Source organism: Bradyrhizobium sp., assembly GCF_050014615.1.
In the GTDB taxonomy this organism is placed as follows: domain Bacteria; phylum Pseudomonadota; class Alphaproteobacteria; order Rhizobiales; family Xanthobacteraceae; genus Bradyrhizobium.
Genome location: NZ_JBEKCZ010000037.1, coordinates 1 through 14,956, shown reverse-complemented (window position 1 = coordinate 14,956; position 14,956 = coordinate 1). Strand labels below are relative to the sequence as shown.

The window sequence follows — 14,956 nt, the reverse complement described above, 5'->3', positions numbered from 1 at the left end:
TCACGGGTCAGGCAATCGCCCACGCGCCTTGCGGCGCGCGGGCATTGTCACTGGCACATGCGATGGCTGGGAGTTGGACTACAGCGACTTGATTTCCACCTTGCGGAACTTCACCACGCCCCTGTCGTTGACGACGCCCTTGTCGTCCTTGACACCCAACCCGTGCTGCAGGGCGATCCGTCCGCTCGCGAACTTGGCGTCCTGCGCGGCATCGACGGTTTTCTGCCCGTTGAGCACCACGGTGAAGGATGAGCCCTTCGCGGTGATCTCCATGACGTTCCATTTACCCCCGGCCCTCGGCATCGGATCGACCTTGCCGAGGTTGACGATCGCGCCGGTGCCATAGCTCGGATCGGGACGGGTATCCCAGATATTCACCTCGTAGGCGTTGTCGGCACCTACCTTCTCGGGATTGGTGCAGCGGATGAAGATGCCGCTGTTGGCATCGGCATCGACCCAGAATTCGGCCCTGATCTGATAATCGGCATAGGTATCCTTCGTGACCAGGAAACCATTGCCCTTGTCGGCGACGACGGAACCATCCTCGAGCCGCCAATTGGCGTCACCGATCGGGTTGAAATGGTCGAGGCTCTTGCCGTCGAACAGCGTGACCCACCCGGTCTCGCTGGACGCCTGAGGCGCATAGGCAAGGGCGGCGAACCCAGCGACTAGCAGGGCGATGGCTGAGCGGCGTTTCATGATGATCTTCTCCCAAATTGACTATTGTTTTTGATGCGGGTCTTGTCGAAAGGCCCCCACGGTGGATCGCGGCTGACGATAGCAGGCGGCGGGTTCCCCGGGAAGCTATCGGACCGGGCATCGCGCGACCAGACCTCCGCGATCGGTCAAGATTAGTTGAGCCTCAACCGCCCCCGACCGGCGGGGTGCCGTGGGTATGAAAGGACTCGATCGTCTTCAGGCCCCACGCCTGTCCCTTCTTGCGCTCCTCCTCGGTCCACACGATCGGTTTCCAGTCCGGCGCCAGAATGAGACGCGCGCCGGCATTGGCGACCTCGACCCGGTTGCCGCCGGGCTCGTAGACATAGAGGAAGAAGGTCTGCTGGATGGCGTGCTTGTGCGGACCGGTCTCGATGTAGACGCCGTTCTCCAGGAAGATATCGGCGGCTCGCAGCACATCCTCGCGGCTGTCGAGCGCATAGGTGATGTGATGGAAACGGCCCGGGGTGTTGGAGTGATCGTGTGAATAGGCAAAGTCATAGCTCTTGTTCGACACCGCCATCCACATCGCGGCTTCAGTGCCATCGTTGAGCACGATCTGCTCGGTCAGCCGGCAACCCAGATATTTTTCAAAGAAAATGCGGTTGGCCTTGATGTCGACCGCGAGACAATTGAGATGATCGAGACGGCGGACATTGACGCCGCGCGCCGGAAAGCGCTGCGCCTGATTTTTCAGCGCCGGCTTGAGTTCGGGCGGCGCCTCGTACCATTCGGTCTCGTAATAAAGCTCGACAATATGGCCGTCCGGATCGTGGCAGCGGAACGCCGGACCGTGGCCGAGGTCGCCGTCGGTCCAGCCGATGTCGAATCCGGACCCCTTGAGGGCGGCGACGCGCCGCTCCAGCGCCTGCGGGCTGCGCGCCCGCAGCGCCATGTGCTCCATCCCGGAGGTCCTTGAAGCCGTCAGCTTGAGCGAATAGCGCTCGTAATCGTCCCAGCCGCGCAGATAGACCGACTCCCCCTTGCGGCCGCTGACGGTCATGCCCATCACGTCGACAAAGAATTTCAGGCTCTCATCGGGCTTCGGCGTCAGTAATTCCATATGGCCGAGATGGGCGAGATCGAAAATCGGCTCTGGAGTCATCGTATCGTCCTTCTAAGTGAGAGTCCGCGTCAGATCGTCGAACAATTCATCGACCGAGAACGCACGCGGAATCAGCCCCTGTTGCACGGCATATCGGATAATCATTTCCAGCGAGCGGCCCATTTCGTCGGCACTGAAACGTGGCGAGGCCGCTGGCGCGCGCGCCGCGCTCTCGCGCAACAGCCTGAAGACTTCGCGCACCGCTTCCGGATGGTTCTGCGCCAGCTCTTCGCTGACCACCACCATATGATTGATCGGCGTCACGCCGTGCTTTGCGAACCATGATTTCTCTTCGCTGCCCGCATCGGGAAACAGTGGCTTGAGGCCCGGCAGTTCCGACTTCTCCCCGAGCACGGCATCGAGTTCGCCGTCGATCAGCATCTGGATGATCTCTTTGCCCGCCGGCGCTCGCTTGGTCGTATCCCTGAATTCGGCGACGTGCGCGTCCTCGAACGTGACCCAGTCGATCGAATCGAGATCGACACCATAATCATTGGCGAGAATGCCGCGCAGCCACGCACCGGTCGTGGTGGTGAAGGAACGGATGCCGACGCGCTTGCCGTTCAGATCGGCCGGCGTCATCGTTCCCGATTTGGCATTGTAGAGTGCGTAGCCGTGCTGAAACCGCGCCAGCACCACGCTTGGCAGCAGCACCATCGGCTTGCCGAAGCTCCTGGCCATCAGATAGGTGACGATCGCCATCTCCGACACATCGAAGGCGGCTTCGCGAACCATCGGCTTGAAGCCCTTGTTGGTCGGCGAATAGTCCGCGAAGTCGAACGTTACCAGGTCCGACTTCAGCGATCCATCCTTCAACGATTTGGTGCAGGGATGGTCGCCAAGCAAAGTGCGCAAACGCATCGTCACTTCAGTCTGACTCCGGTTCATCGAGATAGACGAGACCGGCCTGCGCCAGCGGCTCGCGCATCTTGTACATGTCGAGCCCGAGCACGCCGGAGGCGAGGATCTGGCGCTTGCCCTCTTCGTCGGCCTGGCGCTTTTCACCCTTGGCGGCGACCTCGCCGGTATCTTTCCTCCTGACGACCACAACGCCATCGTCGTCGGCGACGACGGCATCGCCGGGGTGAACATTGATCCCGGCGCAAACCACGGAAACGTTGACCGCACCCAATGTGGCCTTGACGGTGCCCTTGGCCGAAATCGCCTTCGACCACACCGGAAAACCCATTTCCCGAAGCGACTTCACGTCGCGGCAACCGGCATCGATGATAAGGCCAGTAACGCCGCGCGCCTTCAGCGAGGTCGCCAGCAGATCGCCGAACATCCCGTCGGTATTGTCGGTGGTGCAGCCGACCACCAGGATATCGCCCGGCCGGCATTGTTCGACCGCGACATGCAGCATCCAGTTGTCGCCGGGCTGTGCCAGCACCGTGACGGCGGTACCCGCCGCTTCGCCACCAGCCCATACCGGGCGCAGATAAGGCTTCATCAGCCCGCTTCGGCCATAGGCCTCGTGCACCGTCGAGGTGCCGAGCGCACCCAGCCGCTTCACGACATCAGCATCGGCTCGCTTGATATTGCGGACAACGACCGTCTTCATACCAATTCCTCCATCGCCATCGGGAACAGCCGCTGATAGGCCTCGCCATAGGTCATGGCCTTGCCGGAATTGCGGCCGCCCTGCATGCCCCGTTGCAGCGCGACCCGCTCGTAATAGGCCCACAGATGCTTCTGGGCCGCGAGAATCTCGAACGTCTTGCGCTTGATGTCCCAGACTTCGTCGATGTTGAGGATGACCTGCGGCTTGAAGTTGCACATCTCCGGCTGATGCGGCTCGAACAGGAACACCGGCGGCGCCGAGTAGCTGTAATCGGCCTGCGGCTTGTGACCCATCGCCTGCGCCACGATGCGCGCCTCCTGGGCATAGGCGGTCGCCGCCGGATGATCGACGTTGTAGGGATCCTCCAGCGAATGCGTCAGCACGAAGCTCGGGTTAAGCTCGCGATAAATGTCGATCAGCCGATCCATGTGCGCCTCGGTGAGGCGCAGCGGGTAGTCGCCGGCGTCGAAGAACTCGATCTCGGCGCCGAGCGACGCCGCGGCGCGCTCCGCCTCGTCCTTGCGGCCGGCCTTGACCTTGTCCAGCGTCATGCCCGCCTGCTTCCAGGCGAACTGGGATTCCCCGCGCTCGCCGAACGCCAGACAGACGATCTTGACGCGGTAACCCTTTTTGGCGTGAAGCGCGATGGCACCGCCGGCGCGCCAGACGAAATCTCCCGGATGCGCTGAAACCACCAAACCTGTCTTTGCCATGGCCGTCCCTCTGATATTGCCAACTTCTCGATGATCGAACCTGGTTTGCCGGAACGCCAGATGCGATCGCAATCCGCGCGCCGCGATGATCTTCCCTAAGGCGATCTTCCCCTAAGGCTTGGATTGTGCCGCTATTCGTCGGCGCAACGGCGCGGGCCGATCAAGTCCGGCAGCTTGAAACGACGCGACGGTTGCCCGCACCAGCTGCTCGATGGCGCCGGCCGCATCGGAACCATCGGCGTCACCGCGCGACAGCCGCGACACGCGTTCAGGCTGGACCAGCGTGTAATAAAGCGCCCCCAGAAGAAAATGGCTGCGCCAGACGATTTCGGCACGCGGGACGTGCGGCAGGCTGTCGTGGATCGCATCGATAAAGGCATGGCTGGTGTCGTCGAAGGTCTGCGCGATGATCCGGCCGGCGACCTCGTTGCCTTCCGCCGACATCACCGCGCGCAGCCTGGTAAAGCGCGCGCCCCCGCCCGCGAGGTCGCTGCCTGAAGAAAATGCGGGCAGGACATAGGCGCGCACGATCGCCTCCAGCCTGTCCTGGAGATCCCGCACCCGCCCCGCCGCCGCCAGCAACTCCGAACGCCGGCGGTTCATCGGTCCGCAATGACGCCGGTAGATTTCGAGCAGCAGTCCGTCCTTGGTCTTGAAATGATAGGTCACGCTGCCGGGATTTGCCCCCGCAGCCTGCGCGATATCCCGAACCGACACCGCGTTGAAGCCGTTCGTGGAAAACAACTCTTCCGCGGCGCACAGGATCGCCTCGCGCATATTGGGCTTGCGCACGGCGGATTCTTCGCTGGCGGAAAACTGGGCCATGATTTGTACAAATGTACAAACTATCCGGTCAAGTCAACAAATAAAGCGATGGCCCTCGGCCGCGCGGGCCCCGCGGCTGACATCAGGCGGTTGACGGGGCAGCGCCAGCCGGGGCCAGCCTCAGGGCCGTTCGGGACAACAAAGGCCATTCCGCAAAAGGCGCCGCCGGGACCGCCTTCGTCGCAAGCGTGGTGAATAAAACATTAAGCGGCCGCGGACGGCGACGCCAAAGGACCGACAGAGAACCAAGCTTTTCCCGCGGAATCGAACGGTCAAGGCAAGGCTGGACTGCCCGGCACAACTAACCCCGACAAATATGCCGCAGATTTAACGAACCCGCGAGCGGCCCCGCTTAACCGTTTCTCCAACGACCGGATGCATAGTGACGGATGCAATTCATGAAATATCGGGTTCCAGCACTGTGACATCCTTCGGACGTGTGATTTCGGTGCGTGGATCCCTTGCCCGCGTCGGACTTCTGGCGGCGAGCCAGATGGGCCTGTCCGCGGTGCGGGCGACCGTCGGCCGGTTCGTCAGCATCCGCTGCGCGAATTCCACCATCGTCGCCATGATCACCGAGGTGACCTGCGAGAACCTGCCGGCCTCCGACGACTACATCGCCAGCGCCTCGGTCGATCTGCTCGGCGAAATCTTCGGCGGACCCGAGCGTACCAAATTCCAGCGCGGCGTCACCACCTATCCGACCATCGGCGACACCGTCGACCTGATCAGCAGTCAGGAGCTGCGCACGATTTACACGCCGACCGGATCCGACCAGATCCATATCGGCACCCTGCAGCAGGATCCTTCGGTCCTCGCCTATGTCGACGTCGAGGAGATGCTCTCGAAACATTTCGCCGTGCTCGGCTCGACCGGCGTCGGCAAATCGACCGGCGTATCGCTGCTGCTGAACGAAATCCTCAAGGCGCGGCCGAACCTGCGGGTTTTCCTGCTCGACGTGCATAACGAATATGGCCGCTGTTTCGGTGACCGCTCGCTTGTCCTCAATCCGCGCAATCTGAAGCTGCCGTTCTGGCTGTTCAATTTCGAGGAGATCGTCGATGTGCTGTTCGCCGGCCGGCCCGGCGTAGCCGAGGAACTCGACATCCTCGCCGAAGTCATCCCGATGGCGAAGGGAATCTATACCCAGTACCAGAACACCGATCGGCTTGGATTGAAGCGCGTCGATCCCAAAAACATCGGCTATACCGTCGATACGCCGGTACCCTACCGCCTGGTCGATCTTATTTCGCTGATCGACGAACGCATGGGCAAGCTCGAAAACCGCTCATCGCGGATCATCTATCACAAGCTGATTTCGCGCATCGAGACCGTGCGCAACGACCCGCGTTACACCTTCATGTTCGACAACGCCAATGTCGGCGGCGACACCATGGCGGAGGTCATCAGCTACCTGTTCCGGCTGCCGGCCAACGGCAAACCGATGACCATCATGCAGCTTGCCGGCTTCCCCGCCGAAGTCGTCGATTCCGTGGTGTCGGTGCTGTGCCGGATGGCGTTCGACTTCGGGCTGTGGAGCGACGGCGCTTCGCCGCTGTTGTTCGTCTGCGAAGAGGCGCATCGCTACGCCTCGGCCGATCGCAACATCGGTTTCGGGCCGACGCGCAAGGCGGTGTCGCGCATCGCCAAGGAAGGCCGCAAATACGGCGTCTATCTCGGCCTCGTCACGCAGCGCCCCGCCGAACTCGATGCCACCATCATTTCCCAGTGCAACACGCTGTTTGCGATGCGGCTCGCCAACGATCGCGACCAGGCGCTGTTGCGCTCGGCGGTTTCGGATGCCGCGGCCAACCTGCTGTCGTTCGTCCCCTCGCTCGGGACCCGCGAAGTGCTCGCTTTCGGTGAAGGCGTGGCGCTTCCGACCCGGCTGCGCTTCAAGGAAGTGCCGGTTCATCAGCTGCCGCGCAGCGACGCCGCCTCTTCAACGGTTCCGTCGGCCGCCGCCGGCCACGACATGCATTTCGTCAGCGCCGTTCTCGAGCGCTGGCGCGGAGCCACGTCGCATCGCGACGTGCCCAACGATCCCGGCATCAACGAACGGCCGGCCGCGCGCACGGTGGAAGCGCCGATGCTGCAGCCGTCGATGGGCCTCGATCCCGACCGCTTTTCGTTGCTGAAAAAGCCGCTGCGCTGACGGCTTCGGCGTTGCCGTCGCCCGCAAGGTCGCCTTGCGCCAGAGTCTTTTCCGTTCCGATTGAATCGGAACGGAAGCTCTAGTTCTTGGTTTGACGCGTTTTCTTCACGCCAACCGGTATCCACTTTGCGCGAAAACGCGATATGGTCGCGGTCGACCGCAGCAGGCGGTATCAGCCGGAATATTTCCATGACGCAGCCGATCGCCAACCGTTTCCCGATGCCCTCCATCGAAAGACTGCCGGAGGATATCCGCGCCCGCCTGCTCGCGGTGCAGGAGAAATCCGGCTTCATTCCGAACGTGTTCCTGACGCTGGCCTACCGGCCCGACGAGTTTCGGGCGTTCTTTGCCTATCACGATGCGCTGATGGACAAGGAAGGCGGCCTGACCAAGGCGGAGCGCGAAATGATCGTGGTTGCGACCTCCAGCGCCAACCAGTGCCATTACTGCGTGATCGCACACGGCGCAATCCTGAGAATCCGGGCGAAGAATCCGCAGATATCGGACCAGATCGCGATCAACTACCGCAAGGCCGACATCACGCCACGCCAGAAAGCCATGCTCGACTTCGCGATGAAGGTCAGCACCGAGGCGCAGAAGATTTCCGAGCAGGATTTCACCGCGATCGCCAGCCACGGCTTTAACGACGACGACATCTGGGATATCGCCGCGATCTCCGCGTTTTTCGCGCTGTCAAACCGGATGGCCAACGTCACGGCCATGCGTCCGAACGACGAATTCTACCTGATGGGACGTCTGCCGAAATAGCGCGCGAGCGCCAGGACTCGTCGCTAGTTACGCCGCGCTAGCTGTCCGACGCGGGTCCGCACCAGCCGGGCAAATAGACCGCGTCCTTGCTTTTCGCCAGCGCCAGGCTTTTTTCCATCGCTTTTGCGAAATTTTCGTCGACGCTCTTGCTCGACATCCGGCGGCGCAGAAAATCAGCCCACAGGAATTCGCTGAACGGCGTGGTGTCCTTGGCGAAGCCGCCGGCACGCCGCAATTCGCCGGCGAGACTGCGGAACGGGTCGTCCTTGAGGTCCGTGACCGACTTCGGAATGTCCTTGAAGTGCCGGCGTTCACCCTTGGCGTCGTATGGATAGACCCATCTCTTATTGTCCATCACACCCCAGAACGCGTCGCGGTCGACCATGGTGAGATCGCCGATCACGGTCACCAGAATATCCGTCACGCCTTCGTCGTGAAGCGCGCGCGCCAGATGATGGTGATCGACCACATAGTATCGTTCGTCCGGTCCATGAACCACCGGGATCATGTGTTTACCCAGAAGCTCGGCCTGTTTTTTCTTGGATTTTTGTTCCCGCCAGCGCTTGCGCTTTTCCTTCACCTCCCTCAGTCCGACGGTCATCTGGGTGGGACGAAGCGAGAGAATCGGAATCGGCTTGATCATCGGTTCGCGCGTATTCGTCATGACTTTAACCCCCGTACTCGATCGCCAAAAATGCCGCTGCAACCGGCACGATTATGGCATGATGGGGCTGGCGATCAAATCCCCGAAGCGCGGCCAGCATGACGGGGGCCGGTTTTGCGTCCGATTGCGCGCTAAATCATTAAGGGCAAATGATCTTTTCGCAAGCCGCTCACGTTTTGACGGATCATGCGCTAACTTCGGAAGAGAATCGGAAAAGATGGTCAAAAGCCAGAACGATCGAACATCGAAAGCGCGGGTGGTCCGATTTGGCGATCGCGAGATCGTCACCGAAGGCCTTCACTTAAGTTTTTGGGCCGATATCAGCCATCGCTGCATGACAGCCTCATGGCAGGCTTTTATCGGCGGCGCCGTGCTGGTGTTCATCGCCTTCAACGCGGTCTTCGCGGTGCTCTACTGGGTCGGAAATCAGCCGATCTCGAACGTGCCCGGCGGCGCCTATATCGATTATCTCTATTTCAGCATCGAGACGCTTTCGACCGCCGGCTACGGCGACATGCATCCGCAAACCCATTACGGGCACTTCATCGCCGCGGTGGAGCTGTTCACGGGCATCTTTTCGATGTCGTTGATGACGGGGCTGATCTTTGCCCGGTTCTCGCGGCCGAATGCCCGGTTGTTGTTCGCCGACTACCCGGTCATTTCCAACCACGACGGCAAGCCGACCCTGATGCTTCGCCTCGCCAACGAACGTCACAACATCATCAGCAATGCCAACGCCAAATTGTGGTTGTTCAAGAATATCGTGAGCATGGAGGGCGAGCAGCTTCGAAGGTTCTACGAACTGCAACTGACGCAAAACCAGAATCCCGGGCTGGCGCTGAGCTGGACGCTCTATCATGTCCTCGACGAGAACAGCCCGCTTTACGAGGTCAATGCGGACGAACTCGCGGCGTCCAAGGTTTCACTCGCGCTCGTGGTGTCTGGCTACGATGTTGTTGCAGCGCAAACCGTCCACGCCCGAAAGGCATACGAATATTCCGACATTCGGTTTGGGCAGCGCTATGCGGACATCATCGGCACCTCGGAAGATGGCCGGCTGCGAATCGACTACGGCAGGTTCCATGAGACTTTAGAGGGATAGATTTTTGGCGGGGACAGATTATCGCGTCCCTGCCATGTCAACATTTTCTGGGAGACGCGTCGCCAGCGTGCTAAATAGCATCAGGATGTCACGGAACTGGCGGCAGTGAAAACCCAGCGGCCCATTGTTTCCACGTCGGCCTCTTCGGATGGTGAGCACCGCGTGCTCCAATTCCGGCCGAGAACCTTTGCCCCTGTGCCGGGTCAGCGCGGTAACCTGAGCGACCGGGTTGAGCCAGCCGGCGAAGCCAACGATCTGTCACGCTATGAGCGCGACCGGGAAGAACCGGACGATTATCGCCATCGCATGCTCGCCAACATTGCGGCTTTCGCCTTTACCGTCGCCCTGACCGCCATTGGAATATGGCTCGCCATGAGCATTCAGGATCTGCGCCGAACCCAGGACTGCGTGCTGATGGGGCGGCACGACTGCGTGCGCATTTCCTCCCCGCATCGCTAGCATTTTCGACCCGGCCGGCCCGTTGCCCCCGGATCCGGTCCGGCCGGTTTGGCCCGCCTCCATTGAACTCGGGGCGGCGCTCCGATATACGGGCACTCGACTCCGGGCGGTGGATGGGGCATTCCGGGGGGCTGTGGCCACCTCCTCCGCTATTCCAGAATTTATCCTCAATATATCAAAGGCTTAGTGATGTCCTCTACATTCGATCAGGTCGCCACGATTATCGCTGAAACCTGCGACATCCCGCGCGACACGATCACGCCGGAGAGTCACGCCATCGACGATCTCGGGATCGACAGCCTCGATTTTCTTGATATCGCGTTCGCGATCGACAAGGCGTTCGGGATCAAACTGCCGCTGGAAAAATGGACCCAGGAAGTCAATGACGGCAAGGCGACCACCGAGCAGTACTTCGTCCTGAAAAACCTCAGCGCCCGCATCGACGAATTGGTCGCGGCCAAGGGCGCGTAACCGCCCGCCATGCAACTCGAATATTTCCAGCTGATTGACCGTATTCTCGACCTCAACACCGGCGAGAAGACCATCACGGTCGAGGCCCGGGTTCCCGAGCACAGCACCATATTCGAAGGGCATTTCCCGGGCTATCCGATCATGCCCGGTGTGTTGCTGATTGAATCGATGGCGCAGACCTCGGGCTGGCTGTTGCTGGCGCTGATGAAATTCGAGCGCATGCCGTTTCTGGCCGCGGTCAAGGAGGCCAAGATGCGCGGCTTCGTGACCCCCGGGGAGTTACTGACAATTGACGCCAACGTCCTTCACGAAGGCTCGGGCTATGCCATGACCGAAGCCAGGGTCAGGGTCGGCGGCAAGCTGAAGTGCAACGCGACGATCACGTTCAGCCACATTCCTTTCCCGAATCCGGATTTGCGCGGACACATGGATGCCATGGCCAAGCGTATCGGATTTCCACAACAGGCCATCGCCGATGACTGAGACGAAATCCTCAAATCCGGCGGCGGAAGTCTGGATCACCGGTATTGGTCTGGCCACTTCGCTGGGCGAAGGCCTCGACGCGCATTGGGACGCGCTCAATCAGCGGCGGATCAACGTCGATGAGAAGGGCTTCGCGCCCTACATCGTTCATCCCTGGGCGCCGGTGAATTTTGACTCCCAGATCCCCAAAAAGGGCGATCAGCGTCAGATGGAAGCCTGGCAACGGATCGGCACCTACGCCGCCGGGCTGGCGCTGGAGTCGGCCGGCCTCAAGGGCAACAAGGAAATCCTGGCGCGAATGGACATGATTGTCGCCGCCGGCGGCGGCGAGCGCGATCTCGCGGTGGACTGCAACATTCTGAATTCGGAAGCCAAGGGCAATTCCGCTCCCGGATTTCTCAATGAGCGGCTGATGAACGATCTGCGTCCGACACTTTTCCTGGCGCAGCTGTCGAACCTGCTGGCCGGCAACATCGCCATCGTTCACGGCGTAACCGGATCGTCGCGAACCTTCATGGGTGAGGAAGCCGCGGGCGTTGACGCGGCAAGGATCGCGCTCGCGCGTATCGCCGCCGGCCAGAGTGACATCGCGCTGATCGGCGGCTCGCAAAACGGCGAGCGCAAGGATCTGCTGGTTCTCTACGAGTTCGGTGATTTCAATCTCACCGACAAATTCGCTCCGGTCTGGGCGCGCGGCGACAACCGCGGCTTTGCGCTCGGATCGGGCGGCGCGTTTCTTGTCATCGAGTCCCGGGCGCACGCCGAAGCGCGCGGTGCGAAACCCTATGCGCGACTGACCAACGTCGTGGCCGATCTGGCCCGCCGCAACCATCCCGGTGAGGTTACGGCGACGCTGGAAAAACTGTGGTCCAAGATCGGCAAGCTTGGAAACAATGGCGCCATCATTACCGGCGCGACCGGCGCCGAACCGGCCACATCCGAAGAACGGGCGTTTCTGGGCGAACATCCGGATTTTGCGGTGCGGGCCAGCGGCACGGCGTTTGGCCACACCATGGAGACGCAGTTTCCACTAGGGCTGGCGCTTGCCGCGTTGTCGATCTCACGCGGTGCATTGTTTCCGCCCAACGATCCCACCGGGCTGGAGGTTGAAATGTCCAACCCGCCGACCCAGATTGTGGTGATCGGGACCGGTCATTGGCGGGGCGAAGGCATGGCACTGGTCGAGGCGATCAAGTGAGCGCGGTGCTCAACCGGCGAGGAAAAGATGGCAGCTACGCGCGATAAATTCGGAAGGCCAATCGTCGTCGTCACCGGCATGGGCGTCGTCACATCGCTCGGCACGGGCAAGGCCGACAACTGGAAAAAACTCACCGCGGGCGAATCCGGCATCCGGACCATCACGCGCTTCCCGACCGACGGGTTGAAGACAACGATGGCGGGAACGGTCGATTTCATCCCAGTCGAACCGTTCTCATCCACCGATCTTTCCGAACGGCTCGGCGAACTCGTCGCCGAGGAAGCCATCGCCCAGGCCGGCATCGGGACCAGGAGCGACTTTCCCGGCCCGCTGTTTCTCGCGGTGGCGCCGGTCGAGGTCGAGTGGCCTCAGCGCCAGGAGCTCGGGCGCGCGATCGGAGCGAGCACGGAAGTCGACTATGATGCGATGCTGCGGGTCAGCGGCGGCGGCAGGTTCGCACAATACCACCGGCGCTTTCTGTTCGGATCGGTGGCCGATCATCTGGCCGAGAAGTTCGGCACCAAGGGTTCGCCGATTTCGCTTTCCACCGCCTGCGCGTCCGGCGCCAGCGCCATCCAGCTCGGCGTTGAAGCCATTCGTCGCGGCGAAGCCGATGCCGCGCTTTGCGTCGCCACCGACGGCTCGGTCAATCCGGAAGCCCTGGTTCGCTTCTCCCTGCTGTCGGCGCTTTCGACCCATAACGAACCGCCGCAGGCCGCGGTGCGGCCATTTTCGAAGAACCGCGACGGTTTCGTGATGGCGGAAGGCGCCGGTGCACTGGTGCTGGAAAGCTATGAAGCCGCCACGGCACGCGGCGCGCAGATTCTCGGTATCCTCGCCGGCTGCGGCGAGCTTGCGGATTCCTTTCACCGCACCCGCTCCAGTCCTGACGGCAAGCCGATCATCGGATGCGTGCGCAATGCATTGTCCGACGCCGGCATTGTCTCCGACCAGATCGACTACATCAACGCGCACGGCACCGGTACGCCGGAGAACGACAAGATGGAGTATCTCGGCATCTCCTCGGTGTTCGGCGAGCGCGCCAAGCAAATCCCGGTATCGTCCAACAAATCGATGGTCGGACACACGCTCTCCGCCGCGGGTGCCGTCGAGGCCGTGTTCTCGCTGCTGACGCTCGAGCACCAGCGGATTCCGCCGACCATCAATTACGACATTCCGGATCCGGCGATTCCCTTCGACGTCGTTCCCAACAAGGCGCGCGACGCCCGCGTCACCGCCGTGATGTCGAATTCGTTCGGCTTCGGCGGCCAGAATGCCTCGCTGATCCTGACGCGCGAACCGGTTTGACCGGCATTGCCCTTGTCGATGTCGGCGGTTGACGTCCTCCTGCGAACCGGCGATACGCACGCGACCAGACATCATCCTTCCTGCCGGAGACATGGCGGCATGCGTGCGCTTACTCTCGTTGCCGACCGCCAGCTGGCGATCGCGGACATGCCGGCACCGCCGCCGCCTCTCGCCGGCGAGGTACAGATCCGCGTCAAGGCGGTCGCACTCAATCACATCGATGTCTGGGGCTATCGCGGCATGGCGTTTGCCAAACGCAAGCTGCCGCTGGTGATCGGCGCGGAGGCCTCCGGCGAAATTGCCGCGGTCGGCGAAGGCGTCACCCGCTTCAGGCCGAAACAGCCGGTGGTGATGTACGGCGCCATCACCTGCGGAATCTGCCGCGCCTGCAACGAAGGCCGCGACAATCTTTGCGAGGATGTCGCTGGCATCATGGGCTTCCATGTCGATGGTTTCGCGCGCGAGCTTTTGAATCTTCGGGAGCGGCTGGTGATTCCGGTGCCCGACGGCGTCAGCGGACGCGACGCGGCCTGCGCGCCGATTGCGTTCTCGACCGTGCAGCACATGTTGTTCGACAATGCGAAACTGCAGCCGGGCGAAACCGTGCTGGTGCATGCCGGGGGCTCGGGCATAGGAACGGTCGCGATCATGATGTGCAAGGCGATCGGCTGCACCGTGATCACCACCGTCGGCGATGATTCCAAGATCGAGCGCGTCAGCGCGCTCGGCGCCGATCATGTCATCAACTATCGCAAGGATCGCTTCGAGCACGAGACCCGCAAGATCACGAGGAAGAAGGGTGTCGACGTCGTGTTCGAGCATGTCGGTGCCGATACGTTCGCCGGCTCATTGCTGTCCCTGAAGCGCGGCGGCCGGCTGGTGACCTGCGGCTCGACGTCGGGACCGACCACGACACTCAACCTGATGCAATTGTTCCAGCAGCAATATCGCATCTTCGGCTCGTTCGGTGCGACCATGCGCAACATCGCGGAGAGCCTCGACAAGATGGCCGGCGGGATGGCGCCTGTGATCGACACCGAAGTGCCGATCGAGGATGTTGCGGTCGCGCTCAAGCGCATGGAAAGCCGGCAAGTGTTCGGCAAGATCGTCGTTGGTTTCTGATGCATCCCCTGCTGCTTCGCGCCAAGGCCCGTATTCGCGACGCGACCAAGCCGATCGGCGAAGCCGCGGTGGGCGCATTGACCATTGGCCTCCTGCGCGTCACCCGCTATTTCGATCCGATCAAGACCGCCGATCTGTTCGGCCGGATCGCGCGTCTGATCGGCCCGCTGACGCGCGAGCAAAGGATCGGGCGCGCCAATCTCACGGCAGCTTTCCCGGAAAAATCACCCGAAGAGATCGAGCGCATTCTCGCCGGCGTCTGGGACAATCTCGGCCGCCTCGGTGCCGAATTCGCCCATCTCGAT

The 14,956-nt window shown here is 61.7% G+C and carries 17 protein-coding genes; 10 read left to right on the top strand and 7 right to left on the bottom strand.

Going from position 1 to position 14,956, the window contains the following annotated elements; genetic code table 11:
* Window positions 1-78: 78 nt before the first annotated feature.
* From ABR948_RS08675 to ABR948_RS08650, 6 genes are all read right to left on the bottom strand, one after another.
* Window positions 79-699, bottom strand: a complete 621-nt coding sequence (locus ABR948_RS08675) for a 3-keto-disaccharide hydrolase (protein ID WP_428115905.1) — start codon at window positions 697-699, stop codon at window positions 79-81.
* A 163-nt stretch (window positions 700-862) separates the two neighbouring features.
* The gene (locus ABR948_RS08670; RefSeq protein ID WP_428115903.1) at window positions 863-1,822 is read right to left on the bottom strand and encodes a catechol 2,3-dioxygenase; all 960 of its coding nucleotides are present in this window, start codon (window positions 1,820-1,822) and stop codon (window positions 863-865) included.
* Window positions 1,823-1,834: 12 nt separating this feature from the next.
* Window positions 1,835-2,683, bottom strand: a complete 849-nt coding sequence (locus tag ABR948_RS08665; protein WP_428115900.1) for an ABC transporter substrate-binding protein — start codon at window positions 2,681-2,683, stop codon at window positions 1,835-1,837.
* Between the two features lie 7 nt (window positions 2,684-2,690).
* Window positions 2,691-3,383 (bottom strand): 4-carboxy-4-hydroxy-2-oxoadipate aldolase/oxaloacetate decarboxylase, encoded by a 693-nt coding sequence (locus ABR948_RS08660; RefSeq protein ID WP_428115897.1) that lies wholly within the window; start codon window positions 3,381-3,383, stop codon window positions 2,691-2,693.
* A complete protein-coding gene (locus ABR948_RS08655) occupies window positions 3,380-4,096 on the bottom strand; it encodes a PIG-L deacetylase family protein (protein ID WP_428115895.1) in 717 nt (238 codons plus the stop codon). The genes ABR948_RS08660 and ABR948_RS08655 overlap by 4 nt, the downstream gene beginning before the upstream one ends.
* A 111-nt stretch (window positions 4,097-4,207) precedes the next feature.
* The gene (locus ABR948_RS08650) at window positions 4,208-4,921 is read right to left on the bottom strand and encodes a TetR/AcrR family transcriptional regulator (protein ID WP_428115893.1); all 714 of its coding nucleotides are present in this window, start codon (window positions 4,919-4,921) and stop codon (window positions 4,208-4,210) included.
* 421 nt (window positions 4,922-5,342) lie between these two features.
* On the opposite strand from ABR948_RS08650, the gene ABR948_RS08645 reads away from it, so the two are divergent.
* Both ABR948_RS08645 and ABR948_RS08640 read left to right on the top strand, forming a co-directional pair.
* A complete protein-coding gene (locus ABR948_RS08645) occupies window positions 5,343-7,076 on the top strand; it encodes an ATP-binding protein (RefSeq protein ID WP_428115960.1) in 1,734 nt (577 codons plus the stop codon).
* 189 nt (window positions 7,077-7,265) lie between these two features.
* The gene (locus tag ABR948_RS08640; RefSeq protein ID WP_428115890.1) at window positions 7,266-7,844 is read left to right on the top strand and encodes a peroxidase-related enzyme; all 579 of its coding nucleotides are present in this window, start codon (window positions 7,266-7,268) and stop codon (window positions 7,842-7,844) included.
* A gap of 37 nt (window positions 7,845-7,881) precedes the next feature.
* Here ABR948_RS08640 and ABR948_RS08635 read toward each other — a convergent pair whose 3' ends face one another.
* The gene (locus tag ABR948_RS08635) at window positions 7,882-8,508 is read right to left on the bottom strand and encodes a ParB-like protein (RefSeq protein WP_428115887.1); all 627 of its coding nucleotides are present in this window, start codon (window positions 8,506-8,508) and stop codon (window positions 7,882-7,884) included.
* 217 nt (window positions 8,509-8,725) lie between these two features.
* Between ABR948_RS08635 and ABR948_RS08630 the strand changes: the two genes are divergently transcribed.
* The 8 genes from ABR948_RS08630 to ABR948_RS08595 form a co-directional block, all read left to right on the top strand.
* The gene (locus tag ABR948_RS08630) at window positions 8,726-9,610 is read left to right on the top strand and encodes an ion channel (RefSeq protein WP_428115884.1); all 885 of its coding nucleotides are present in this window, start codon (window positions 8,726-8,728) and stop codon (window positions 9,608-9,610) included.
* A gap of 105 nt (window positions 9,611-9,715) precedes the next feature.
* The gene (locus ABR948_RS08625; RefSeq protein WP_428115882.1) at window positions 9,716-10,069 is read left to right on the top strand and encodes a hypothetical protein; all 354 of its coding nucleotides are present in this window, start codon (window positions 9,716-9,718) and stop codon (window positions 10,067-10,069) included.
* A gap of 189 nt (window positions 10,070-10,258) precedes the next feature.
* Window positions 10,259-10,540, top strand: a complete 282-nt coding sequence (locus tag ABR948_RS08620) for an acyl carrier protein (RefSeq protein ID WP_002711294.1) — start codon at window positions 10,259-10,261, stop codon at window positions 10,538-10,540.
* Window positions 10,541-10,549: 9 nt separating this feature from the next.
* Entirely contained in the window at window positions 10,550-11,023 is a 474-nt protein-coding gene (locus ABR948_RS08615; protein WP_428115878.1) for a 3-hydroxyacyl-ACP dehydratase FabZ family protein, read from the top strand.
* Complete coding sequence (locus tag ABR948_RS08610; protein ID WP_428115875.1) at window positions 11,016-12,221, top strand: beta-ketoacyl-ACP synthase; 1,206 nt, start codon at window positions 11,016-11,018, stop codon at window positions 12,219-12,221. The genes ABR948_RS08615 and ABR948_RS08610 overlap by 8 nt, the downstream gene beginning before the upstream one ends.
* A 27-nt stretch (window positions 12,222-12,248) precedes the next feature.
* A complete protein-coding gene (locus ABR948_RS08605; protein WP_428115873.1) occupies window positions 12,249-13,529 on the top strand; it encodes a beta-ketoacyl-ACP synthase in 1,281 nt (426 codons plus the stop codon).
* A gap of 99 nt (window positions 13,530-13,628) precedes the next feature.
* A complete protein-coding gene (locus ABR948_RS08600) occupies window positions 13,629-14,651 on the top strand; it encodes a zinc-binding dehydrogenase (protein ID WP_428115870.1) in 1,023 nt (340 codons plus the stop codon).
* Window positions 14,651-14,956, top strand: a 306-nt coding sequence (locus tag ABR948_RS08595) for an LpxL/LpxP family acyltransferase (RefSeq protein WP_490337838.1), incomplete at its 3' end; no start/stop codon positions are given. The genes ABR948_RS08600 and ABR948_RS08595, both read left to right, overlap by 1 nt.

What these genes read in the sequence shown, in the direction of transcription:
- ABR948_RS08675 (WP_428115905.1), bottom strand. Translation starts at nt 699, where the DNA reads ATGAAACGCCGCTCAGCCATCGCCCTGCTAGTCGCTGGGTTCGCCGCC.
- ABR948_RS08670 (WP_428115903.1), bottom strand. Translation starts at nt 1,822, where the DNA reads ATGACTCCAGAGCCGATTTTCGATCTCGCCCATCTCGGCCATATGGAA.
- ABR948_RS08665 (WP_428115900.1), bottom strand. Translation starts at nt 2,683, where the DNA reads ATGCGTTTGCGCACTTTGCTTGGCGACCATCCCTGCACCAAATCGTTG.
- ABR948_RS08660 (WP_428115897.1), bottom strand. Translation starts at nt 3,383, where the DNA reads ATGAAGACGGTCGTTGTCCGCAATATCAAGCGAGCCGATGCTGATGTC.
- ABR948_RS08655 (WP_428115895.1), bottom strand. Translation starts at nt 4,096, where the DNA reads ATGGCAAAGACAGGTTTGGTGGTTTCAGCGCATCCGGGAGATTTCGTC.
- ABR948_RS08650 (WP_428115893.1), bottom strand. Translation starts at nt 4,921, where the DNA reads ATGGCCCAGTTTTCCGCCAGCGAAGAATCCGCCGTGCGCAAGCCCAAT.
- ABR948_RS08640 (WP_428115890.1), top strand. Translation starts at nt 7,266, where the DNA reads ATGACGCAGCCGATCGCCAACCGTTTCCCGATGCCCTCCATCGAAAGA.
- ABR948_RS08635 (WP_428115887.1), bottom strand. Translation starts at nt 8,508, where the DNA reads ATGACGAATACGCGCGAACCGATGATCAAGCCGATTCCGATTCTCTCG.
- ABR948_RS08630 (WP_428115884.1), top strand. Translation starts at nt 8,726, where the DNA reads ATGGTCAAAAGCCAGAACGATCGAACATCGAAAGCGCGGGTGGTCCGA.
- ABR948_RS08620 (WP_002711294.1), top strand. Translation starts at nt 10,259, where the DNA reads ATGTCCTCTACATTCGATCAGGTCGCCACGATTATCGCTGAAACCTGC.
- ABR948_RS08615 (WP_428115878.1), top strand. Translation starts at nt 10,550, where the DNA reads ATGCAACTCGAATATTTCCAGCTGATTGACCGTATTCTCGACCTCAAC.
- ABR948_RS08610 (WP_428115875.1), top strand. Translation starts at nt 11,016, where the DNA reads ATGACTGAGACGAAATCCTCAAATCCGGCGGCGGAAGTCTGGATCACC.
- ABR948_RS08605 (WP_428115873.1), top strand. Translation starts at nt 12,249, where the DNA reads ATGGCAGCTACGCGCGATAAATTCGGAAGGCCAATCGTCGTCGTCACC.
- ABR948_RS08600 (WP_428115870.1), top strand. Translation starts at nt 13,629, where the DNA reads ATGCGTGCGCTTACTCTCGTTGCCGACCGCCAGCTGGCGATCGCGGAC.